The 22773-nt window shown below is 73.5% G+C and carries 21 protein-coding genes; 17 read left to right on the top strand and 4 right to left on the bottom strand.

The window, feature by feature from the left end; translation table 11 throughout:
• The first annotated feature begins 124 nt into the window (after positions 1–124).
• The 6 genes from rsmI (at position 125) to AB0E05_RS24935 (ending at position 6112) form a co-directional block, all read left to right on the top strand.
• Complete coding sequence (gene rsmI, locus AB0E05_RS24960) at positions 125–1018, top strand: 16S rRNA (cytidine(1402)-2'-O)-methyltransferase (protein ID WP_361967207.1); 894 nt, start codon at positions 125–127, stop codon at positions 1016–1018.
• Between the two features lie 318 nt (positions 1019–1336).
• Complete coding sequence (locus tag AB0E05_RS24955; protein ID WP_361967205.1) at positions 1337–1795, top strand: hypothetical protein; 459 nt, start codon at positions 1337–1339, stop codon at positions 1793–1795.
• A 69-nt stretch (positions 1796–1864) separates the two neighbouring features.
• The gene (locus AB0E05_RS24950; protein ID WP_361967203.1) at positions 1865–2737 is read left to right on the top strand and encodes a TatD family hydrolase; all 873 of its coding nucleotides are present in this window, start codon (positions 1865–1867) and stop codon (positions 2735–2737) included.
• 159 nt (positions 2738–2896) lie between these two features.
• Positions 2897–4282, top strand: a complete 1386-nt coding sequence (locus tag AB0E05_RS24945; RefSeq protein WP_361967201.1) for a ubiquitin-like domain-containing protein — start codon at positions 2897–2899, stop codon at positions 4280–4282.
• Positions 4283–4301: 19 nt separating this feature from the next.
• Complete coding sequence (gene rsmA / locus AB0E05_RS24940) at positions 4302–5195, top strand: 16S rRNA (adenine(1518)-N(6)/adenine(1519)-N(6))-dimethyltransferase RsmA (RefSeq protein ID WP_361967199.1); 894 nt, start codon at positions 4302–4304, stop codon at positions 5193–5195.
• Positions 5196–5206: 11 nt separating this feature from the next.
• A complete protein-coding gene (locus tag AB0E05_RS24935) occupies positions 5207–6112 on the top strand; it encodes a 4-(cytidine 5'-diphospho)-2-C-methyl-D-erythritol kinase (protein ID WP_361967410.1) in 906 nt (301 codons plus the stop codon).
• Here AB0E05_RS24935 and AB0E05_RS24930 read toward each other — a convergent pair.
• Positions 6109–6282 (bottom strand): hypothetical protein, encoded by a 174-nt coding sequence (locus AB0E05_RS24930; RefSeq protein ID WP_361967197.1) that lies wholly within the window; start codon positions 6280–6282, stop codon positions 6109–6111. The two genes, AB0E05_RS24935 and AB0E05_RS24930, sit on opposite strands and share 4 nt — an antisense overlap.
• Positions 6283–6489: 207 nt before the next feature.
• On the opposite strand from AB0E05_RS24930, the gene AB0E05_RS24925 reads away from it, so the two are divergent.
• The 10 genes from AB0E05_RS24925 (at position 6490) to AB0E05_RS24880 (ending at position 19388) form a co-directional block, all read left to right on the top strand.
• Positions 6490–6759 (top strand): hypothetical protein, encoded by a 270-nt coding sequence (locus tag AB0E05_RS24925; RefSeq protein WP_361967195.1) that lies wholly within the window; start codon positions 6490–6492, stop codon positions 6757–6759.
• A gap of 128 nt (positions 6760–6887) precedes the next feature.
• The gene (locus tag AB0E05_RS24920) at positions 6888–7763 is read left to right on the top strand and encodes a glycosyltransferase (RefSeq protein WP_361967193.1); all 876 of its coding nucleotides are present in this window, start codon (positions 6888–6890) and stop codon (positions 7761–7763) included.
• Positions 7764–7839: 76 nt separating this feature from the next.
• A complete protein-coding gene (locus AB0E05_RS24915) occupies positions 7840–9660 on the top strand; it encodes an ABC-F family ATP-binding cassette domain-containing protein (protein ID WP_361967191.1) in 1821 nt (606 codons plus the stop codon).
• Positions 9661–10043: 383 nt separating this feature from the next.
• Positions 10044–11822, top strand: coding sequence for a PQQ-binding-like beta-propeller repeat protein (locus tag AB0E05_RS24910; protein WP_361967189.1), 1779 nt, complete (start codon positions 10044–10046; stop codon positions 11820–11822).
• A gap of 88 nt (positions 11823–11910) precedes the next feature.
• Positions 11911–13809 carry a PQQ-binding-like beta-propeller repeat protein gene (locus AB0E05_RS24905; protein ID WP_361967187.1) on the top strand — a complete coding sequence of 633 codons (1899 nt, stop codon included), beginning with the start codon at positions 11911–11913 and terminating at the stop codon, positions 13807–13809.
• Positions 13810–14051: 242 nt separating this feature from the next.
• Positions 14052–14726 carry a response regulator transcription factor gene (locus tag AB0E05_RS24900; RefSeq protein WP_361967185.1) on the top strand — a complete coding sequence of 225 codons (675 nt, stop codon included), beginning with the start codon at positions 14052–14054 and terminating at the stop codon, positions 14724–14726.
• 320 nt (positions 14727–15046) lie between these two features.
• Positions 15047–16090: a galactose-1-phosphate uridylyltransferase gene (galT, locus tag AB0E05_RS24895; RefSeq protein WP_361967183.1), complete on the top strand. Its 1044-nt coding sequence runs from the start codon at positions 15047–15049 to the stop codon at positions 16088–16090.
• Positions 16087–17052, top strand: coding sequence for a UDP-glucose 4-epimerase GalE (gene galE / locus AB0E05_RS24890; protein ID WP_361967181.1), 966 nt, complete (start codon positions 16087–16089; stop codon positions 17050–17052). The genes galT and galE overlap by 4 nt, the downstream gene beginning before the upstream one ends.
• Positions 17049–18182 (top strand): galactokinase, encoded by a 1134-nt coding sequence (gene galK, locus AB0E05_RS24885; RefSeq protein ID WP_361967408.1) that lies wholly within the window; start codon positions 17049–17051, stop codon positions 18180–18182. Before galE ends, galK begins: the two co-directional genes overlap by 4 nt.
• Positions 18183–18599: 417 nt before the next feature.
• Complete coding sequence (locus AB0E05_RS24880; RefSeq protein WP_361967406.1) at positions 18600–19388, top strand: response regulator transcription factor; 789 nt, start codon at positions 18600–18602, stop codon at positions 19386–19388.
• On the opposite strand, the gene AB0E05_RS24875 is transcribed toward AB0E05_RS24880, so the two are convergent.
• Complete coding sequence (locus AB0E05_RS24875) at positions 19350–19844, bottom strand: MarR family transcriptional regulator (protein ID WP_361967179.1); 495 nt, start codon at positions 19842–19844, stop codon at positions 19350–19352. The genes AB0E05_RS24880 and AB0E05_RS24875 overlap by 39 nt on opposite strands.
• A 129-nt stretch (positions 19845–19973) precedes the next feature.
• On the opposite strand from AB0E05_RS24875, the gene AB0E05_RS24870 reads away from it, so the two are divergent.
• Entirely contained in the window at positions 19974–20801 is an 828-nt protein-coding gene (locus AB0E05_RS24870) for a trans-aconitate 2-methyltransferase (RefSeq protein ID WP_361967177.1), read from the top strand.
• 68 nt (positions 20802–20869) lie between these two features.
• Here the strand turns inward: AB0E05_RS24870 and AB0E05_RS24865 are convergent, their stop codons facing one another.
• The gene (locus AB0E05_RS24865) at positions 20870–21553 is read right to left on the bottom strand and encodes a TetR/AcrR family transcriptional regulator (RefSeq protein WP_361967175.1); all 684 of its coding nucleotides are present in this window, start codon (positions 21551–21553) and stop codon (positions 20870–20872) included.
• Positions 21550–22605, bottom strand: coding sequence for a fatty acid desaturase (locus tag AB0E05_RS24860; protein ID WP_361967172.1), 1056 nt, complete (start codon positions 22603–22605; stop codon positions 21550–21552). Before AB0E05_RS24860 ends, AB0E05_RS24865 begins: the two co-directional genes overlap by 4 nt.
• Positions 22606–22773 lie beyond the last annotated feature (168 nt).

Raw genomic sequence — 22773 nt, 5'->3', positions numbered from 1 at the left:
AAGGAACCCGTCTGTGCCCCACCCCCGTCCGCGCCCAGTTGCCCCCGATGCGACGGGACGAGCCGCCGCCCGAGCGGCCCCGGGGCGGTCCGCGCGACGGGACGACGGCGGGGACAATGGCGGGGTGAACAACGCGTCGCCGCAGGCAGCCCCCACCGATGGCCCCACCGCCGGCACCCTCGTGCTCGCCGGCACCCCGATCGGCGACCCGGCGGACGCCCCGCCCCGCCTCGCCACCGAACTCGCCGCCGCGGACGTCGTCGCCGCCGAGGACACCCGGCGGCTGCGCCGGCTCGCGCAGGCGCTGGGCGTGCAGCCGGCCGGCCGGGTGGTGTCGTACTTCGAGGGGAACGAGTCCGGGCGCACCCCGGAGCTGGTGGAGGCGCTGCTGCGCGGGGAGCGCGTGCTGCTGGTCACCGACGCCGGGATGCCGTCCGTCTCGGACCCGGGCTACCGCCTGGTCGCCGCGGCCGTGGCGCAGGACGTGCGGGTGACCGCGGTGCCCGGCCCGTCCGCCGTGCTCACCGCGCTCGCGCTCTCCGGGCTGCCGGTGGACCGGTTCTGCTTCGAGGGCTTCCTGCCGCGCAAGCAGGGCGAGCGGCTCAGCCGGCTGCGGGAGAACGAGCGGGAGCGCCGTACGCAGGTGTACTTCGAGTCGCCCCGGCGCCTGGACGACGCCCTCGCCGCGATGGCCGAGGTCTTCGGGCCCGAGCGGCGCGCCGCGGTGTGCCGGGAGCTGACGAAGACGTACGAGGAGGTCAAGCGCGGCGGTCTGGGGGAGCTCGCGGCCTGGGCGGCCGACGGCGAGGTGCGCGGCGAGATCACCGTCGTCGTGGAGGGCGCCCCGGCGCCGGGCCCGGGCGACGTCGACGCGGACGAACTGGTCGCGCGGGTGCGGGCGCGGGAGGAGGCGGGGGAGCGCCGCAAGGAGGCGATCGCCGCGGTGGCGGCGGAGGCCGGGGTGCCGAAGCGGGACGTCTTCGACGCCGTGGTGGCGGCGAAGAAGTCCGGTGCGTGAGCTGGGCCGGTGCGTGAGCAGGTGAGTCGTACCGGTATTTGTCCGGTGATTTCTGTCGGTTTCCGGGGGCGCCGTGCTTTTCGCGGGTTCCGCTGGTTCCGCGGGGCGTAAAACCCGGGTGCGCGGCTCGGTTCCCCCGTGGGGCACGGGATCCCGGGCGGTCATGAAGTCGGTAAAGGACTAGCCTGGAATGCAAAGCAATGACCGGGTTCCATGCCCACAGGGCATGGAAAGTCCCAAGCCCACACCATTATTCGACAGGCGCTGATGCGCTCCCGCCGGAATGGGCGTCCACTGGTTCAGTGGAGAGGAGCTGGCATGAGTGAGATCACCGGCGCGGCAAGGGTCCACGAGGCATACGCCTTCGCCTGCATGCGCTGCGGACACGGTTGGGAACAGTCGTACGAGATCGAGCACCACGTCGACGCCGTCGGGCGGAAGTACGTCGTCTACCGGGCGGACGGGGTGCGCGTGCCGTCCCCCCTGTCGAGTCCCACCTGCACGAACTGCGGCGGACACGTCGTACGGATCATGCGCGCCGGACAGGTCTCCTCGGTGCTGGACCGCGCGGCCCGGTCCGCCTACCCGGGGCGCACGCCCCGGCCCGGCGGACCGGTCGAGCGGCGCCCGGTGCCGATCGCCGGGCCCCTGGGGGCGGAGGAGTACAGCCTGGAGGGCGACGGGGACGAGTCGGTGGAGCCGCCGCGCCCACCACGCCAGCACAAGCACCACTGGCACCTCTCCGACCTGCTCCACCCCTTCCAGCACCGCAGGTGACCGCCCGGGGCGCCCACCGCCCGTGACCGTCGGGGCTGTGGGCGTCGGGGGCCTCGTACCATCGGCCCCATGAGTGCCAAGTCCGCCCCGCCGCCGCTGCCCGAACCGCTGCGGGTCCCCGTCGCCGACTCCCACACGCACCTGGACATGCAGGGGGGCACCGTCGAGGAGGCCCTGGCCAGGGCGGCGGCGGTGGGCGTCACCACCGTCGTCCAGGTCGGCTGTGACGTCGAGGGGTCCCGCTGGGCGGCGCGCACGGCCGCCGAGCACGCCGCCGTGCACGCGTCCGTGGCGCTGCACCCGAACGAGGCCCCGCGGATCGTCCTCGGCGACCCGGGCGACGGCGGGCCGCGGCAGAGCGTGCGCGAGCCCGGCGGGGACGCCGCCCTCGACGGGGCCCTGGCCGAGATCGACGCGCTGGCCGCGCTGCCGCACGTGCTGGCCGTCGGCGAGACCGGGCTCGACCACTACCGCACCGGACCGGAGGGCGTCGCCGCGCAGGAGCGCTCCTTCCGCGCCCACATCGAGATCGCCAAGCGCCGCGGCAAGGCGCTGGTGATCCACGACCGGGACGCGCACGCCGACGTGCTGCGGGTGCTCGCGGAGGAGGGTGCGCCGGAGCGCACGGTCTTCCACTGCTTTTCCGGAGATGCGGAAATGGCGAAGACGTGCGCGGACGCGGGCTACTACATGTCGTTCGCCGGAAACGTCACCTTCAAGAACGCCCAGCCCTTGCGGGACGCGCTGGCGGTCGCCCCGCGCGAACTCGTGCTCGTCGAAACGGATGCGCCCTTTCTCACGCCGGTGCCGTACCGCGGACGGCCCAATGCGCCGTATCTCATTCCGGTCACGCTGCGTGCCATGGCGGAAGTGAAGGGCCTGGACGAGGACGTGCTGGCCGCGGCAGTGGCGGCGAACACCGCCGAGGCTTTTGGTTACTGACGGATAACGCTCCGTAGCCCGTCGGGGCGCTCTCGTCCGGGTGGTCCGCCGCACGGGGCGAGTGGCTGGCTTGGGCGAGCGACGCCGCTCGGATAGCGTCCCGGCGCATCACATCGGGGCACCCCTCACGGGCGTACCCCCACGGGCGGACGGAGCGTCGTGAGCGATCTGGGCACTGCGGGCGGTGGTTGGCACACGGGGGCGGCGCCCCCTCAAGGCGGCTCCGGCGCGGAGCCCCGGCCGGACCTGCGGCGCGTCCCCAGCGGGCTGCCGGCGCTGACCCGGGCGCCGGCGGGCCCGGACCCGGCCGCCAGCGAGCCGGATGCCGCGGTCTTCGCCACACCGACGTTCTCGGTTCCCGTGCAGAGCACCACCGACCCCGGGCCCGCCCCCGCGCCGCCGCCCCGCCCCGACCGCCGCCGACGGGCCCCCACCCGCTCCGGCCGCCCGGGACGCCCCGATGTCGCGCTGCGCAAGCTGCTGCCGCAGGCCCTCGTCGTCGCCTTCCTCGCCGGCGGCACCTCCGCGTTCCTCGTCAGCGACAAGTCGATCCGCCTCACCGTCGACGGCGTGCCGCGCACCCTGCACACCTTCGCCGACGACGTCGGGGAACTGCTGGACCAGGAGGGCCTGGACGTCGGCGACCACGACATCGTCGCCCCTGCCCCCGGCGCCGACCTGGTCAGCGGGGACGTCGTCGTCGTCCGCTACGGCAGACCGCTCACCCTCACCCTCGACGGGGTGCGCCGCCGCGTCTGGACCACCGCCGAGACCGTCGACGACGCCCTGCGCCAACTCGGCGTGCGCGCCGAGGGCGCCCACCTGTCCGCGTCCCGCTCCGCCGCGATCTCCCGCCGCGGGCTCGCGCTCGACGTGCGCACCGAACGCGCCGTGACCTTCCTCGCCGACGGCCGCGCCCGCACCGTCCGCACCAACGCCGCGACCGTCGCCCAGGCCCTCGCGGAGGCGGGCATCGCACTCGGCGGCCAGGACACCACGTCCGTCCCGGGCGACGGCTTCCCGCGCGACGGACAGACGATCACCGTCCTGCGGATCACCGCCTCCCGCGAGGTGCGGGAGGAGCCCGTCCCGTACGACGTCGTCCGCACCGCCGACCCGACCGCGTTCGTCGGCACCGAGGTCGTCACCCGGCCCGGCCGCCCCGGCGCCCGCCGCGTCACCTACGCCCTGCGCAGCGTCAACGGCGTGCCCCAGCCGCCGCGCAAGCTCACCGACGAGGTGGTGCGGGCGCCGGTCACCCAGCGCGTACGGTTCGGCACCCGCTCCCTGCCGCGCTCCGTCGCCGGCGCGGACGGCCTGGACTGGGCCGCGCTCGCCCGCTGCGAGTCCGGCGGCCGACCGGACGCGCTGGACCCCTCGGGGACGTACGGCGGGCTGTACCAGTTCGACGTCCCGACCTGGCGCTCCCTCGGCGGCACCGGCAGCCCCCAGGACGCCCCCGCGCACGAACAGACGCTCCGCGCGAAGAAGCTCTACGTCCAACGCGGCGCCACCCCCTGGCCGCACTGCGGCCGGTACCTCTGACCACCCTTAGGCTGTATCGGTGAGCACCACTGAGCCTTCCGGCGCGCCCGACCCCGCCGCGACCGACGTCCGTGACGCCCTGCTGAGCCCGGCCGACGTGCGCGAGCTGGCGGCGGCGCTGGGCGTGCGTCCCACCAAGCAGCGCGGCCAGAACTTCGTCATCGACGCCAACACCGTCCGCCGCATCGTGCGCACCGCGGACGTCCGCGCCGACGACGTCGTGGTGGAGGTCGGCCCCGGGCTTGGCTCGCTGACCCTCGCGCTGCTGGAGGCCGCGGACCAGGTCGTCGCGGTCGAGATCGACGACGTGCTCGCCGCGGCGCTGCCCAGCACGATCGTGGCCCGGATGCCGGAGCGGGCGCTGCACTTCTCGCTCGTCCACTCCGACGCGATGCACGTCGACGAGCTGCCCGGGCCCGCGCCCACCGCGCTCGTCGCCAACCTGCCGTACAACGTGGCCGTCCCCGTGCTGCTGCACATGCTCGACCGCTTCCCCAGCATCGAGCGGACCCTCGTCATGGTCCAGGCCGAGGTCGCGGACCGGCTGGCGGCGGGACCGGGGAACAAGGTGTACGGCGTGCCGTCGGTGAAGGCGAACTGGTACGCCGACGTCAAGCGCGCCGGCGCGATCGGGCGCAACGTCTTCTGGCCGGCGCCCAACGTCGACTCGGGCCTGGTCTCCCTCGTGCGCCGCGAGCCGCCGAAGACCACGGCCACCAAGGCGGAGGTCTTCGCGGTCGTCGACGCGGCCTTCGCACAGCGCCGCAAGACGCTGCGCGCGGCCCTCGCGGGCTGGGCGGGCTCCCCGGCGCTCGCGGAGGAGGCGCTGGTCGCGGCGGGCGTCTCGCCGCAGGCCCGCGGGGAGTCCCTGACGGTGGAGGAGTTCGCACGGATCGCGGAGGCGAAGGCGTGAGCAGCGGCACGGTGAGCGGCGGCACGGCGGTGACGGTCCGGGTGCCGGCCAAGGTCAACATCCAGCTCGCGGTCGGCGGCGCCCGCCCCGACGGCTTCCACGACCTGGCGAACGTCTTCCTGGCGGTGTCGCTGTACGACGAGGTCACCGTACGGCCCGCGACGGCGCTCACGGTGACCTGCGAGGGCCCCGACGCGGACCAGGTGCCGCTGGACCGGACGAACCTCGCGGCCCGCGCCGCGCTGCTGCTGGCCGAGCGGCACGGCATCGAGCCGAACGTGCACGTCCACATCGCCAAGGACATCCCCGTCGCGGGCGGCATGGCCGGCGGCAGCGCGGACGGCGCGGGCGCGCTGCTCGCCTGCGACGCGCTGTGGGGCCTTCGCTCCTCCCGTGCCGAACTCCTCGACATCTGCGCCGAGTTGGGCTCCGACGTGCCGTTCAGCCTGGTGGGCGGGGCGGCGCTGGGCACCGGGCGGGGCGAGCGGCTGACGCCGCTGGAGGTCGGCGGCACCTTCCACTGGGTGTTCGCGGTCGCCGACGGCGGGCTGTCGACACCGGCGGTGTACGGCGAGTTCGACCGCCTCAACGAAGGCGTGGCCGTACCGGCCCCCGAGGCGTCCGAGCCCCTGCTGGCGGCGCTGCGCGCCGGCGACCCCGTCGCGCTGGCGGCCTCCCTCAGCAACGACCTCCAGGCGGCGGCGGTGTCGCTGCGGCCGTCCCTGCGGGAGGTGCTGGCGGCGGGCCTCGCCGCGGGCGCGCTGGGCGCGCTGGTGTCGGGCTCGGGCCCGACGACGGCGTTCCTGACGAAGGACGCGGACGCGGCGACGCAGGTGGCGTCCGCCCTCCTCGCCTCGGGCACCTGCCGCACCGCCCGCACGGCGACGTCCCCCGCGGCGGGTGCGACGGTCCGCTAGACCTTTTGGGCTTCGTCGCCGTGTCGGGACCTCGCCTCGGTGATCTCCGCCTCGTGCCGCACCGCCCAGTCGGCCAGCGCCGACAGCGGTTCGAGGAGGGACGCGGCGGGGCTGCGGAAGCCGTTTCGCGGGCCTAGGGGCAGGGCCCAGCAGGCGAGGCGCGGGGCCACGCCCCGGGGGCGCCCCGCCCGAACGCTTCCCGGAGGGGCCGCGCACCAGCGCGCGAGGCGTGGACTGGCGTGCGTACACGTCGCAGGGGCGGGAGATCTTTCGGGTGATCAGACCGCTCGGACGGTGTGTGGTGCCACCGCTGCCGCACCGCGCGTGATCGATTGGGCCCGAGGCCCGTCCGGATGACGGGGCTCGGAGAGGAACCCATGAAGAGCATGCTGGGCAAGGCGCTGGTGACCGCCGGTGCCGCGCTGGCCCTTGCCGCCGTGGCGGCACCCGCGCACGCGCACAACGGCGTGACCGCCGGCGGTGCCGGGGAGTACGTCGCCTCCGCGGAGCACCCGACCCCCTTCGTCGCGGGCTGGGGACTCGGCTTCGCCGAGACCCCGCACGCCTTCGCCGAGGGCGGCGGCTTCGGCTGGGCCACGGACACCGCCGCCGGCGGTGGCTTCGAGGGCGTCGCGGGCACCCGCTGACGCGCCGGCCGTCCCTTTCGGCCGGGGCCGGACCGCGCGAGCTGCGCGGTCCGGCCCCGTGCCGTCTCCGCACTCCGCCAACGGTTAGCATCGCCACGCATCACCCTTGAGGAGCGGAGAGTTCATTGGTGCGTCACCCGAGCATCGGCGTCGCGATCCTGACCATGGGCAACCGCCCGGCCGAGCTGACGGAACTGCTCGAATCGGTCGACCGGCAGGACACCCCCGCGGCCCGGATCGTGGTCGTCGGCAACGGCGCGCCCCTGCCCCCGCTGCCCGAGGGCGTCACCGGCGTCGAACTCCCGGAGAACCTCGGCGTCACCGGAGGCCGCAACGCCGCCATCGCGCGGCTGCGCGAGTTCGGCGACGTGGACGTCGTGGTCGACCTCGACGACGACGGCCTGCTGATCGACACCGACGTCTTCTCCCGGCTCGTGAAGCTGTACGAGCAGGACGAACACCTCGGCGTCGTCAGCTTCCGCATCGCCGACGAACGCGGACGCACCGCCCGCCGCCACGTCCCGCGGCTGCGCGCCAGCGACCCGATGCGCGGCGGCTACGTCACCACCTTCCTCGGCGGCGGCCACGGCCTGTCCATGCGGATGCTGTCCGAGACCGGCGACTGGCCGGAGGCGTTCTTCTACGCGCACGAGGAGACCGACCTCGCCTGGCGCGCCCTGGACCACGGCTGGAAGATCCTCTACGAGCCCGAGCTGGTGCTGCGCCACCCCTGGACCTCGCCGACCCGGCACGCCGTCTTCCACCGGATGGTCGCCCGCAACCGGGTCTGGCTGGCCAAGCGCCATCTGCCGGCCCTCCTCGTCCCGCTCTACCTGGGCACGTGGACGCTGCTCACGCTCGCCCGCACCCGCTCGGCCAGCGGGCTGCGCGCCTGGTTCGGCGGCTTCGTGGAGGGCGTGCGCACGCCCTGCCCGCCGCGCCGGCCGATGCGCTGGAGCACGGTGTGGCGGATGACCCGGCTGGGACGCCCGCCGATCATCTGACCCGTGCGGGGCGGGGCAGCGCCGGACGCCGACTACCCTGGTAGGTCGATCCGTCCCGCCCCACGCATGGAGAGAAATGGCCGTCAATCTGGTCAATGTCGAGGCCGTCAGCAAGGTGTACGGGACGCGAGCCCTGCTCGACACCGTCTCCCTCGGCGTCTCCGACGGCGACCGCATCGGTGTCGTGGGACGCAACGGCGACGGCAAGACCACCCTGATCCGCATGCTGGCGAAGCTGGAGGAGCCGGACGAGGGCCGGGTCACCCACAGCGGCGGGCTGCGCCTCGGGGTGCTCACGCAGCACGACTCGCTGGACTCCGCGGCCACCGTCCGCCACGAGGTGATCGGCGACCTCGCCGACCACGAGTGGGCGGGCAACGCCAAGATCCGCGACGTGCTCACCGGCCTCTTCGGCGGGCTGGACATGCCCGGCTTCCCGCAGGGCCTGGACACCGTCATCGGCCCGCTCTCCGGCGGCGAGCGCCGTCGGATCGCGCTCGCCAAGCTGCTGATCGCCGAGCCGGACCTGATCGTCCTCGACGAGCCCACGAACCACCTCGACGTCGAGGGCATCGCCTGGCTCGCCGCCCACCTGCGGGCGCGCCGCTCCGCGCTGGTGTGCGTCACCCACGACCGCTGGTTCCTGGACCAGGTCTGCACCCGCATGTGGGACGTGCAGCGGGGCACCGTGTACGAGTACGAGGGCGGCTACAGCGACTACGTGTTCGCCCGGGCCGAGCGGGAGCGGATCGCCGCCACCGAGGAGGTCAAGCGGCAGAACCTGGTCCGCAAGGAGCTGGCGTGGCTGCGCCGCGGCGCCCCGGCCCGCACCTCCAAGCCGCGCTACCGCATCGAGGCGGCCAACGAACTCATCGCCGACGTCCCCCCGCCGCGCGACACCAGCGAGCTGATGAAGTTCGCCAGCGCCCGGCTCGGGAAGACCGTCTTCGACCTGGAGGGCGTGACCGTCCAGGCCGGCCCCAAGCTGCTGCTGCGCCAGCTCACCTGGCAGCTCGGCCCCGGCGACCGCATCGGCCTCGTCGGCGTCAACGGCGCCGGCAAGACGTCCCTGCTGCGGGCGCTCGCGGAGGCTTCGGAGAGCGACGGCGAGAAGCAGCCCGCCGGCGGGCGGATCGTCGTCGGCAAGACCGTACGGCTGGCGTACCTGTCGCAGGACGTGACCGAACTCCCCGCGCAGCTGCGCGTCCTGGAGGCGGTGCAGCAGATCCGGGACCGCGTCGACCTCGGCAAGGGCCGGGAGATGACGGCGGGGCAGCTCTGCGAGCGCTTCGGCTTCGGCAAGGAGAAGCAGTGGACGCCGGTGGGCGACCTCTCCGGCGGCGAACGGCGCCGGCTCCAGCTGCTGCGGCTGCTGATGGACGAGCCGAACGTCCTCTTCCTCGACGAGCCCACCAACGACCTCGACATCGAGACCCTGACCCAGCTGGAGGACCTGCTCGACGGCTGGCCCGGCTCGCTGGTCGTGATCTCGCACGACCGGTTCTTCATCGAGCGCACCACGGACCGGATCCTCGCGCTGCTCGGCGACATGACGCTGCGGATGATGCCGCGCGGCATCGACGAGTACCTGGAGCGCCGCCGCACCGCCGTGGAGGCGGCGGCCACCGCCGCCGCGCCCGCCCGGTCCGCGGCCCCCGCCGCCGATGCCGTACGGACCAAGTCCGCGGGCGAGTTGCGCGCCGCGCAGAAGGAGCTCCAGCGCGTCGAGCGGCAGATGGACAAGGTCTCCGCGAAGGAGACCGCCCTGCACGCGCAGATCGCCGAGCACGCCACGGACTTCGAGAAGGTGGCCAAGCTCGACGCCGAGCTGAGGGAGCTGGTCGGGCAGCGCGAGGAGCTGGAGCTGCGCTGGCTGGAGCTCGCCGAGGATGTCTGATATCAGCCCCCGGCGCGCGAGCGCCGGGGCTGCGTGTGGGCCGCGTGCAGGTCTCATAACGACGGCGTCACGTCGCGGTCCTTCGTAGGCCACAGCGTGGACCGGGCCCGTTCATGACAGGGCGCGAGTGATAGAAATGAGCTCCGCTCGACTGCCGTGAGAACGCGGCTCCATGTCCGAAAACGCTCCTTTCCGGGATACGGCACACGCGTCGAAGTGCGCACCGGAACAGCGGGGGAGGCAGTCGGACAGTGGACCGCACGAAGGGGGATGCGCTGATGTCCCAGCCGCCCAACCAACCACCGTCGGGGGGCTTCGGAGCGTCCCCGGACGCCTACGGTCCCCCGGAACCCGGGGCCCCTCAGGGGCCCCAGGGACCGCCGGTGCCTCCGCCGCCGCAGGCACCCCCTCCCACACCGCCGCTGCCGCCGGCCGCGCCCCCGTTCGTACCGCCGCCGGCCGCGCCGCCGTCGGCCGGATACGGCTACCCGGGCGGCGACCAGCAGCCCGGCCCGTACGCACCGCAGCCCGCCGGGCCCTACGGCCAACAGCCGGGTCCGTACCAGCCGGCTCCCGGGCCCTACGGCCACCCCGGCGCGGACGCACCGCACCAGCAGGGCGCCTACCCGGGGCCGTACCAGAGCGCCTACCCCGGCCCGCCGACGCCGCCCGCTCCGCTCCCGCCCCGGGGCGGCGGCCGGTTCAAGGGCCGCGCCGCCGTCGTCGTCGCCGCGTCCGTCGCCGCGCTGCTGCTCATCGGCGGCGGCTCGTACGTCGCCCTCAGCGGTGACACCGACGACGGCAAGGACGCCAAGAGCGGCGGGCAGGGGAAGGCGAGCCAGGGCACCGACCCCGCGCCGTCCGGCTCCTCCTCCGCCTCGACGGACGCGGGCGGTGGCAGCGGCACCGGGCTCGGCGAGGGCGACGAGGACCTCAACGCCGGGCGCAAGCCGGGCGACGCCAAGGCCCTCTTCCACGTCAAGAACGACGTCGACCTGCCGCGCAACGGCGCCGAGGTCTTCGGCCCGTGGGTCGTCGGCGACACCGTCGTCAAGGCGATGTACCAGCAGGTCGTCGGCTACTCGGTGACCGACGGCCGGGCCAAGTGGACCGTGCCGCTGGCGCAGGAGGCGTGCTCCGCGACCCCGCGGCCGTCCGCCGACGGCAAGATCGTCATCGGCTACAAGAACGGCCCCACCGACAAGGCCAAGTGCCGCAGCCTCCAGATGATCGACGCCACCACCGGCAAGGCCGGCTGGCAGAAGGAGATCCCGGAGGCGGAGGGCTTCCTCGGCCTGTCCGACCACACGCTCACCATCGCCGGCACCACCCTCGCCGCGGGCGGTTCCGGGGTGTCGTACGGCTTCTCGCTCGCCGACGGCCGCGAACTCTTCAAGAGCCCCGCGTCCGGCTGCAAGCCCTTCTCGTACGCGGGCGGGCCGAAGCTGCTGGCCGCGCTGAGCTGCCCGACGAAGGACTACAGCAAGCCGCGCCACCAGCTCCAGGAGGTCGACCCGACCACCGGCAGGGCGAAGTGGACGTACAGCGCCCCCGTCGGCTGGGAGATCGACAAGGTCTACTCGGCCGATCCGATCGTGATCTCGCTGACCCAGCGCGAGCCCAAGGGCTGGACCGTGCTGGCGCTGCGGTCCGACGGCAAGCTGCGCTCGCAGATCGCCGGCGGCAAGGACAAGTTCCAGGTCCGCTGCGGTGGGTCCCTCGTGGTCTTCGGCCAGAACCTGGAGGGCTGCACCGGCGTCGTCGCCGACGCCCGCAACCTCTACCTGGGCACCGCGCCCACCCGCCCCGGCGGCGCGAACGAGGTCGTCGCCTTCAACCTCGACACCGGGAAGCCGAGCTGGCGCGCGCCCGCCGGCGGGGAGACCTCGGTCGTCCCGCTGCGGATGGACGGCGACCGGCTCGCGGTCTACCGGGAGCCGTCGTACGACAAGGGCGGCGCGGTCGCCACCCTCGCCCCCACCGGGGGTGCGCCGCAGGTCGTCCTCCAGCACCCGGACGCTGCGGCGGAGGTCGAGAACGGGCTGTACTCGCCCCGCCTGGCCTACGCGGACGGCCGGCTCTTCATCGCGTCGGGCCGGGTGAGCGCACCGAACGACAAGGCCGAGGCGGAGACCTCGACGATGCTCGCGTTCGGCAAGTGAGCGCGCCCGGCGCCCGCGCCCGTACCCTCTTCTGCTTCCCGTGCCCTCGAAAGGTCCACTCCGAGGGCGACTTCCAAGGACACCAGTCATGACACAGCCTCCGCCTCCGCCGCCCAACCAGCCGCCGCAGGGCGGTGGGTTCGGTGCGCCGCAGACCCCGCCGCCGGGCGGGTTCGGTCCGCCGCCGGCGTCACCGCCGCAGCCGCCGACCCAGCCTGCGCAGCCGGCCGTGCCGGCGCCGCCCGCACCGCCTGCCCCGCCGGCTCAACCCGCGCAGTCGCCGCAGGCACCGCAGGGACCCCCGGCGCCTCAAGCGCCCCAGGGCCCGCCCGGGTTCCCGCCGCAGCAGCCCGGCTACGGATATCCGCAGGCGCCGCCCGCCGGCGCGCCGTACGGCTACCCGGGCCAGCCGCAGCAGCCCCAGCAGCCGCAGGGGTACGGCTACGGCTTTCCGCAGGGCCCCGGCGGACCCGCCGGCCCCGGCGGCTTCCCGACCCCGCCGCCCGCGCCGCAGCCGCCCCGGAAGGGGCTCACCACCCAGCTGAAGATCGTCATCGCCGCGGTCGCCGCCGTCGTGCTCATCGTCGGCGGAGGCGTGGTGTACGCCGTCACGCAGGACGACGGCAAGAAGAACGACACCTCCTCGTCCGGCTCCAAGAAGGGCCGCGACAAGGGGGACGACAAGGGCGACGGCGCGGCGACCGACGGCGAGGGCAAGGAGAAGGCGCCCGACGACGTGAAGTCCAAGGTCGCCTTCCAGCTCGCCCCGCCGGAGCTGACGGACATCACCAGCTTCGACGGCTCCTGGGCCACCGACAAGGCGTTCGTCAAGCCGCACCTGAACTCGGTCGTCGGCTACGACCGCACCAAGGGCACCCAGCTCTGGCAGATCCCGCTGCCCGGCCAGATCTGCGGGGCGTCCCGCCACAAGTCCGACGACAACAAGGCCGCGGTCCTTTTCGAGGCCGGCAAGCGCACCGGCTCCGGCGCGAAGAACTTCCTGCCGTGCACCGAGGTCGGCGTCATCGACATGACGAACGGCAAGCTGCTGTGGTCCGCCTCCGTCACCTCCGACGCCGGCGGCGACCGCAAGATCCGCTTCGCCGAGGTCACCCAGAGCGGCACCACGGTCGCCGCGGGCAGCCTCTACGGCGGCGCCGCCTTCGACCTGAACACCGGAAAGGTGCTCTGGAAGCCGACCGCCACGGCGGACGAGTGCGAGGACCAGGGGTACGCCGGCGGGGCCGAGTTGGTGGCGGTCCGCAAGTGCGGTGACTACAACAACGAGCAGCTCACCATCGAGCCGCTGAACCCGACGGACGGCAAGCCCCGCTTCTCGTACAAGATGCCGGCCGGCGTCGAGTACGCCAGCGTCATCAGCACCAAGCCGCTGGTGGTGGCGGCGGACGTCGGCGACACCGGGAAGTTCGGCATCTCCGACTTCTTCTCCATCGACGACAAGGGCACGCTGAAGGCGAAGATCTCGGCGACGGGCGACAAGTTCGAGGCGCGCTGCCGTTCCAGCGAGGTCGAATCCTGCGTCAAGGTCGTGGTCGGCAACGGCCGGATCTATCTGCCGACCGCCGAAACCCAGGCGTCGGGCGAATCGTACGGCTACACCAACTCGATCGTGTCCTTCGACCTCAACACCGGAAAGCCGCTGCCGGGCCGTGCGGACGCGGGCGAGAAGTTCACCATGTTCCCGATCCGCATGGACGGCGGGAACGTGATCGCGTACAAGGAACCGCCCTACTCCAAGGGCGGCCAGGTCGTCTCCCTGCACGGCACCACGCTCAAGGAGACGGTGCTGATGGAGAACCCGGGCGACCAGCCCAACCGGGAGGCGGAGACCAGTTTCTCCTCCGACTACGCCGAGTACGTTTACGAAGACGGCCGTTTGTACATCAGCTCGATCCTGCTGAACAAGGGAACGAGTAGCAGCTCCACCCGGCGTTGGTTGTCCGTTGCATACACGACAGCCGACTGAATAACGCCCCCGGAAGTCCCTGGAGATCCCGCAGAATTTCCCGTCCTGCTCCGGAACGGGTTGACTCGTGGGACAGTAGCGACCCGGCGCACCGGAAATTCCGGGCGTCGGGTCGTCGCCTTTCGGCCGCGGACGGTCGGGCCATTGCGGCTTTTGGGGGCGCGCGGAGTCGTACGAGCGTGTAGCTTGCCGGGGCACATGACCGCCGGGGACGGCAGGACGCCGGGGATGGGAGGAGCTCGATGGGCGTGCGGCTCATGGTGGTCGACGACCACCGATTGCACGCCGAGGCGCTCGCCTCGGCGCTCAAACTGCGCGGGCACCGGGTGCTCGCCGCGACGGCGCCTGCGGCGGGCTCGGCGGAGCTGGTGGTCTCACGGGCGCCCGAGGTGTGCCTGCTGGGCACGGCGGCGCCGGCGGAACCGGGCGCGTTCGACCCGGTCGTACGGATCAAGCGCGACCGGCCCCAAGTGGCGGTCGTGGTCCTCGGCCCGGTTCCCAACCCCCGCGGGATAGCCGCGGCCTTCGCGGCCGGCGCGTCGGGGTACGTGCGCCACGACGAGCGCATCGAAGGCGTGGAACGCGCGCTGATCAAGGCGCGGGCGGGGGAGGCGGTGGTCGCCCCGACGCTGCTCCAGGGCGCGTTCGCCGACCTGCTGAACCCGGTCGCCCAGCCCGACGACGAAGGCCAGCGGCTGCTGCGGCTGCTGACGCCGCGGGAGGTGGAGGTGCTGGTGCGGGTCGCGGAGGGCGAGGACACCCGGCTGATCGCGGTCGGCATGGGCATCGCCCCGAGCACGGCACGGACGCACGTGCAGCGGGTCCTGATGAAGCTGGGCGTGGGATCGCGGCTGGAGGCGGCGGCGCTGGCTGCGCGTACGGGCCTGCTGGACCGAGCGACCCCGGGCGCGAGCTGACCCGACCGCCCCGGGCACCCTTGGCAACCTCGCCGTTGCCCTACGGGCGCGTTGCCCTCTGCGGGTGCTTCGTGGCTGTTCGCGCAGTTCCGCCCCCTGTGCCCTGCGGGCACGGGGGGACCCCCAGCGCCCCTGGAACACCTGCCCTCAGCCCGCAGGCAAGTGACGGGGGCAGCAAAACAGGGGCGCGAGGCACTGCGCGAACAGCCACAGACGGGCCGCAGAGGCCACCGCACCCGCGGAGCGACCTCTCATTGACTTGGGGTGTTGGGTTGTGGTTCTTTGTGTTTGTTTCTGTTGGGAGGGAAGGGGCGCCTTCGGTGAAAAAGACCTCCACCCGGCTCGCCGACGGCCGCGAACTCCTCTACTACGACAGTCACCACACACCCCGCGCCACCACCGACCACCGCCCCCTCGGCCCCCCCGTCGCGACCACCTCCGAGATCCGGCAGGATCCACTGCTCGGGGACTCCGTCGCCATCGCGTCGCACCGGCAGGGGCGGACGTACCTGCCGCCCGCGGACGAGTGTCCGCTGTGTCCGTCGCGGGACGGGCGGCTCAGCGAGATCCCCGCGGACGACTACGACGTCGTCGTCTTCGAGAACCGCTTCCCCTCCCTCGCCGGCCCGACCGGCCGCTGCGAGGTCGTCTGCTTCACCTCCGACCACGACGCCTCCTTCGCCGACCTCGACGAGGACCGCGCCGCGCTGGTGCTCGACGTGTGGAGGGACCGGACCGCCGAACTCGCCGGGTTGCGCCAGGTCGAGCAGGTCTTCTGCTTCGAGAACCGGGGCGCCGAGATCGGCGTCACCCTCGGGCACCCGCACGGGCAGATCTACGCGTACCCCTTCGTCACCCCGCGCACCGCGCAGATGCTGCGCTCCGCGGCCGAGCACCGGGAGCGCACCGGGCGGAACCTCTTCGACGACGTCGTGGCGCGCGAGGTCGCCGAGGGGTCGCGGGTGGTCGTCGACGCGGCCCACTGGGTCGCCTTCGTGCCGCACGCGGCGCGCTGGCCGTACGAGGTGCACCTCCACCCCCGCCGCCGCGTCCCCGACCTCCGCGGGCTCGACGACGCCGCGCGCGCCGAGTTCCCCGGGGTCTATCTGGAGCTGCTGAAGCGGTTCGACCGGCTCTTCGGGGAGGGGCAGGCGCCCACGCCGTACGTCTCCGCCTGGCACCAGGCGCCGGTCCGTGCCGCCGGGCGCGCGGGGTTCGGGCTCCATCTCGAACTCTTCACGATCCGACGGGCCATCGGCAAGCTGAAGCACCTGGCGGGGTCCGAATCCGGTATGAGCGTGTTCATCAATGACGTGCCGCCGGAGACCGCGGCACGGCGGCTGCGGGAGGCGGCGAGCGCATGAGCGAGCACAAGTACCTGGTGACGGGCGGGGCCGGTTACGTCGGGGGCGTGGTGGCGCGCCACCTGGTGGAGGCGGGGCACGAGGTCGTCGTGCTCGACGACCTGTCCACCGGGTTCCGCGACGGCGTGCCCGCGGGCGCGGAGTTCGTCGAGGGCGACGTCCGCGACGCCGCCAAGTGGCTGGACCCCTCCTTCGCCGGGGTGCTGCACTTCGCCGCGTACTCCCAGGTCGGCGAGTCCGTGGTGCACCCGGAGAAGTACTGGGAGAACAACGTCGGCGGCACGATGGCGCTGCTGGCCGCGATGCGCACGGCCAGGGTCCGCACCCTCGTCTTCTCCTCCAGCGCCGCGACGTACGGCGAACCGGTCCGCACCCCGGTCACCGAGGCCGACCCGACCGTGCCGACCAGCCCGTACGGTGCGACGAAGCTCGCCGTGGACCACATGATCGCCGGCGAGGCGCGCGCCCACGGCCTGGCCGCGGTCTCGCTGCGCTACTTCAACGTGGCCGGCGCGTACGGCGAGCTGGGCGAGCGGCACGCCCCCGAGTCCCATCTGATCCCGCTCGTCCTGGACGTCGCCCTCGGCCGCCGCCCCTCGATCGCGGTGTACGGGGACGACTACCCGACGCCCGACGGCACCTGCGTCCGCGACTACATCCACGTCGCCGACCTGGCCGAGGCGCATCTGCTGGCCCTGGGCGCGGCCCGGCCCGGCGAGCACCTGATCTGCAACCTCGGCAACGGCAACGGCTTCTCGGTGCGTGAGGTCGTCGAGGCCGTGCGGCAGGTCACCGGCCGTGAGGTGCCCGAAGTCGTCGAGGGGCGGCGCCCCGGCGACCCGGCCGTCCTCGTCGCCTCCGCCGACACCGCCCGCGAACGGCTCGGCTGGACCCCGGCCCGCCCCGACCTCGGGACCATCGTCGCCGACGCGTGGCGCTTCGCCCGGGCGCGGCTGCGATGACCGGGGCCGGCGCGGTGCGCGCAGGGGTGTGGGCGGCGCCCGGCCGGGTGAACCTGATCGGTGAACACACCGACTACAACGACGGTTTCGTGCTGCCCTTCGCGCTGTCCCAGCAGGTCACGGCCGAAGCCGCCCGCCGCTCCGACGGCCTGCTGCGGCTGCGCTTCCCGGCCGCGACGGGCGGCGGCGAGCACGCCGTGGACCTGCGGGTCGACGCGTTGGAGCCCGGGCGCGGGCCGCGCGGCTGGGCCGGCTACGCGGCCGGCGTCGTCTGGGCGCTGCGGGACGCGGGCCACGCGGTCGGCGGCGCCGAGGTGACCTTCGCGTCCACCGTGCCGCCCGGCGCCGGGCTGTCCTCGTCGGCGGCGCTGGAGGTCGCCTGCGCCCTCGCCCTGAACGACCTGTACGGACTGGGCGTCCCGGGCGACGCGTTGGCGGTGCTGTGCCGCCGGGCGGAGAACGCGTACACGGGCGCCCCCACCGGGATCATGGACCAGGCGGCCTCGGCGTGCTGCACCCCGGGGCACGCCCTCTTCCTGGACACCCGCGACCTGTCGCGGCGCCACGTCCCCTTCGACCCCGCCGCCCACGACCTCGCGCTCCTCGTCGTCGACACCCGCGTCCAACACGCCCACGCCGACGGCGAGTACGGCCGGCGCCGCGCGGGCTGCGAGGCCGCCGCGCGCGCACTGGGCGTACGGGCGCTGCGCGACGTGCCGCACGGCGAGCTGGCCGCGGCACTGCGCCGACTGCCGGACGCCGCGTCCCGGGGCCTGGTGCGGCACGTCGTCACCGAGAACGAGCGGGTGCTGCGCGCCGTCGAACTGCTCGCCGCGGGCGACCTGCCGGCGCTGGGCCCGGTCCTCACCGCGGGCCACGCCTCGTTGCGCGACGACTTCCGGGTCTCCTGCCCCGAGGTCGACCTCGCGGTGGGCACCGCCCTGTCGGCCGGGGCGCTGGGTGCCCGGATGACGGGCGGCGGCTTCGGCGGGTCCGTGGTGGCGCTGGTGGCGCAGGGTGAGGAGGAGACGGTGGGGGAGGCGGTCGCGGCGGCGTTCGCCACGGCGTCGTACGCGCCGCCGCGCTGGTTCCGGGCCGAGGCGTCGGCCGGTGCCCGCCGACTGTCCTGACGTCGCGCCATACGGTCCGCGTCGCACCGGTCCGTTGCGCACGGCCCGCGCCGTACGGGTCCGCGTCGTACGGTCCCGGCCGTACGGGACACCTGGCCGATTCCCGTTCGGCTCCGCTCGGCACCAACCGTCCCACCCGACGCAGCCACCCCCGCAGGCACACAGTGGTTCGACCTGAGCGGATGGACTCTCCCATGCCCTGGTCATCAGTTGTGCAAATACACTTCCGCTTCCGCTCACCGCCCGTACCCTGATGCTCAACGCCGGTGGGGGCCGGTGTTGATCAGGGGACAGGACAGCGGGGTACGACGCCCGGGGTGGGGTATCAGTCACTGCGCGGCGGCGGCCGGGCGGGCTGGAGCCCGGTCGGGCGGCGTATCCGCGCCCGAGCCGTCCTCCGACACAGGGGGTGTGTCTGTGATCCGTATCCGGGTCCTGGTGGTGGACGACCACCGAATCTTCGCCGAGTCCCTGGCCGCCGCGCTGGCGGCCGAGCCCGACGTCGACGTGGCGGCGGCGGGCAGCGGACCTGCCGCGCTGCGATGTCTGGAGCGGGCGGCGGCCGACGGCCGACCGTTCGACGTGATGCTCGTCGACGGCGACCTGGGGGTGGGCGCGCCCCATCCGCCGGGCGGCCGGGCCGCGGTCGCGCGCGCCGTCCCCGACGAGGGCGAGCACGGGGTGGTCAGCATCCTCGACGGGCTCTCGCTCGTCGCGGGGGTGCGTTCCGGCCAGTCCGCGGTGCACTGCGTGGTGCTCGCGGAGAAGGACGATCCGCACCGCGCGGCCCTCGCGCTCCAGGCCGGCGCCTCCGGCTGGGTCGCCAAGGACTGTTCGCTCCAGCGACTGCTCGCCGTGATCCGGGGGGTGCTGCGGGACGAGACGCACCTGCCGCCCGCGTTGCTCACCGGGGTGCTGCGGGAGCTGACGGCCGCGCGCAAGCACCGCACGGAGAGCGAGCGGCTGGTGGAGTCGCTCACCCCGCGCGAGCGCGAGGTGCTGCGGTGCATGGTGGCGGGCCTGGGGCGCAAGGCGGTCGCCGAGCGCCTGTTCCTGTCGCCGCACACCGTCCGTACGCACATGCAGAACGTCCTGGGGAAGCTCGGCGTGCACTCGACGCTGGCCGCCGTGGCGCTGGCCAGACGCGCGGGCGTCGGCCCCGTCGACCTAGGGGACGTTGTCGAACGGGGCGGTCAGCTGGCGTAGCAGCGCGGCCAGCTCGGCCCGCTGCGCGCCGGACAGCTCGACGAGGATCGCCCGCTCCTGGGCCAGCAGCCCGGCGAGTGCCCGGTCCGCGCGGTCCCGCCCCTCGGGCGTGAGCCGCACCAGGACGCCGCGCCGGTCGGAGGGGTCCGGCAACCGCTCGACCAGGCCGCGCTTGGCCAGCCGGTCGATGCGGTTGGTCATGGTGCCCGAGGTCACCAGGGTCTGGGTGAGCAGCTGCCCGGGCGAGAGCTGATAGGGCGCGCCGGCGCGGCGCAGCGACGTGAGGACGTCGAACTCCCACGGCTCCAGGTCGTGCTCGGAGAAGGCGATGCGGCGCGCCCGATCGAGATGGCGGGCCAGCCGGGAGACCCGGCTCAGCACTTCCAGCGGTTCCACGTCGAGGTCGGGGCGCTCACGGCGCCACGCCGCGACCAGTCGATCGACCTCGTCCTCCATGACGATCAGTGTAGAGGGTCTGTCGACATGAAGTCTCTTGACGTCAAGAGATATTTCGCGTGAGTCTTGGGCATGGACGGGCCGGACCCGTTCCGTTTCGGCCAAACGCTCTTGCTAGGGAGCACGACCATGCCAACTGCACCCATCTGGGATCCCCGTCAGTACCTGCGCCACTCGGGGCATCGGACCCGACCCTTCCTGGATCTGCTGGGACGGATTCCGGACCTCCCGACGACCGGCGGACGCGCGCCGCGCATAGCCGACGTCGGCTGCGGCCCGGGCAACGTCACCGCGCTGCTCGCCGAGCGCTGGCCCGACGCCCGGATCACCGGCTTCGACAACTCGCCCGACATGCTCGACCGGGCCGAGAAGGACCACGCCGGCGCCACCAGCGGCGGCGGCTGGCTGGACTTCCGTCCCGCCGACGCCGCGCACTGGACGCCCGAGGAGCCGTACGACCTGATCGTCTCCAACGCCGCCCTCCAGTGGGTCCCCAACCACCCGGAGTCCTTCGCCCGCTGGATCGACGGCCTCACCCCCGGCGGCACCTTCGCCTTCCAGGTGCCCGGCAACTACACCGCGCCCAGCCACGCCCTCCTCGGCACCCTGTGCGGGCTGCCGCAGTGGCGCCAGCGCCTCGGCGGCCGGGGCCGCGACTACACCTACGTCCTCGACCCCGCCGACTACCTGGTGCGCCTCACCGACCTGGGGTGCGCCACCGACACCTGGGAGACCACCTACTTCCAGGTGCTCACCGGTGACGACCCCGTCCTCGACTGGGTCAAGGGCACCGCGCTGCGGCCGATCCTGACCGAACTCGGCGACGACGCGGCAGCCGTGGAGGAGTTCCTCGGCCAGTACCGCGAGCTGCTGCGCGACGCCTATCCGCCGGGTCCGCACGGCACGGTCTTCCCCTTCCGCCGGATCTTCGCCGTCGCCCGCAAGCCCACGGCCTGAACGCGACGAGCGGCGCCCGCCCCGATCCGTACCGGGGCGGGCGCCGCCCGGGGCGCGCACGCGAGCCGTCAGTTCTTGCGGTGCCCTATCAAGCGGGGCTTCTGCTCCAGGCCGTCCAGCCCGTGCCAGGCCAGGTTCACCAGGTGCGCGGCGACCTCCGCCTTCTTCGGGCGGCGGGCGTCCAGCCACCACTGGCCGGTCAGCGCGACCATCCCCACCAGCGCCTGCGCGTACAGCGGCGCCAGCTTGGGATCGAAGCCGCGGTTCTTGAACTCCATGCCGAGGATGTCCTCGACCTGGGTCGCGATGTCGCTGATCAGCGAGGCGAAGGTGCCCGTCGACTGGGCCACCGGGGAGTCCCGGACCAGGATCCGGAAGCCGTCGGTGTACCGCTCGATGTAGTCGAGCAGGGCGAACGCGGCCTGCTCCAGCAGCTCCCGCGGGTGCCCGGCGGTCAGCGCGCCCGTCACCCCGTCCAGCAGCTGGCGCATCTCCCGGTCGACGACGACCGCGTACAGCCCCTCCTTGCCGCCGAAGTGCTCGTACACCACCGGCTTGGAGACGCCCGCCTTCGCGGCGATCTCCTCCACCGAGGTGCCCTCGAAGCCCTTGTCCGCGAAGAGGGCCCGGCCGATGTCCAGCAGCTGCTCGCGGCGCTCCGCGCCCGTCATCCGCACCCGGCGGGTGCGCCGCCCCGATGACCTGGTCTTCTCCGTGCTACTGCTGCCGTCCGTCGCCACGTCGTCCATCATGCCGTGTCGGTGGCCCCGGCGGGTCGTCGGCCGGTGTCCCGCTTGGCGTCGATGCGGGCCTCGCTCGGCCAGCGGACGTCGTACGCCCACCCCAGCTTCTCGAACCAGCGGATCAGCCGCGCACTGGAATCGACCTGTCCGCGCAGTACACCGTGGCGGGCGGAGGTCGGATCGGCGTGGTGCAGGTTGTGCCAGGACTCACCGCAGGACAGCACCGCGAGCCACCACACGTTCCCGGAACGATCACGTGATCGGAACGGCCGCTTGCCCACCGCGTGGCAGATCGAGTTGATCGACCACGTCACGTGGTGCAGCAGGGCCACCCGCACCAGCGAGCCCCAGAAGAACGCGGTGAACGCGCCCCACCACGACATCGTCGCCAGCCCGCCGACCAGGGCGGGGAAGAACAGCGAGAGCGCGGTGTAGAAGACGAAGTGGCGCGAGATCCGGCGCACGTCCGGGTCCTTCACCAGGTCCGGGGCGTACTTGTGCTGCGAGGTCTGCTCCGAGTCGAACATCCAGCCGATGTGCGCCCACCACAGGCCCTTGAGCAGCGCCGGCACGGTCTCCCCGTACCGCCACGGCGAGTGCGGGTCGCCCTCCGCGTCCGAGAACTTGTGGTGCTTGCGGTGGTCGGCCACCCAGCGCACCACCGGGCCCTCGACGGCGAGGGAGCCGGCGATCGCCAGGGCGATCCGCAGCGGGCGCTTGGCCTTGAAGGAGCCGTGGGTGAAGTAGCGGTGGAAGCCGACCGTGATGCCGTGGCAGCCGATGAAGTACATCGCGACCAGCAGCCCGAGGTCGAGCCAGCTCACTCCCCAGCCCCAGGCCAGCGGCACCGCGGCGACCAGGGCGAGGAAGGGAACCGTGATGAAGAGCAGCAGGGTGATCTGCTCGATCGACCTCTTGTCGTCCCCGCCGAGGGTGGCGGAGTCGACGGGCGCGGCGCCCGCGGCGCCGGCAGCCGTCGCTCTCCCCTCGGCGCTCCCTTCTGCGGTCCCGTCCGCGGCTGCGTCCGGGACGTCGTCGAGGAGGTCGGGGCTTGTCGTCATGGAAGGTCCCCTGGGGGGTGTGAGATGGGGTGGAAGATCCACATACGGGCCGTACTACGGATGCGTAACCTACGGCAACGTAAGTATGGCAGTGCGCGGCGGCGCGGCAAGAGCCCCTCCAGACGGCGTCAGCGGGCGGACACCTATCCTGGGACCTGCCGGACAGCG

This window comes from Streptomyces sp. NPDC048057, from assembly GCF_040653095.1.
In the GTDB taxonomy this organism is placed as follows: domain Bacteria; phylum Actinomycetota; class Actinomycetes; order Streptomycetales; family Streptomycetaceae; genus Streptomyces.
Note: the sequence above shows the minus strand (reverse complement) of the source record. Positions and strands in the feature narration are given on the sequence as shown.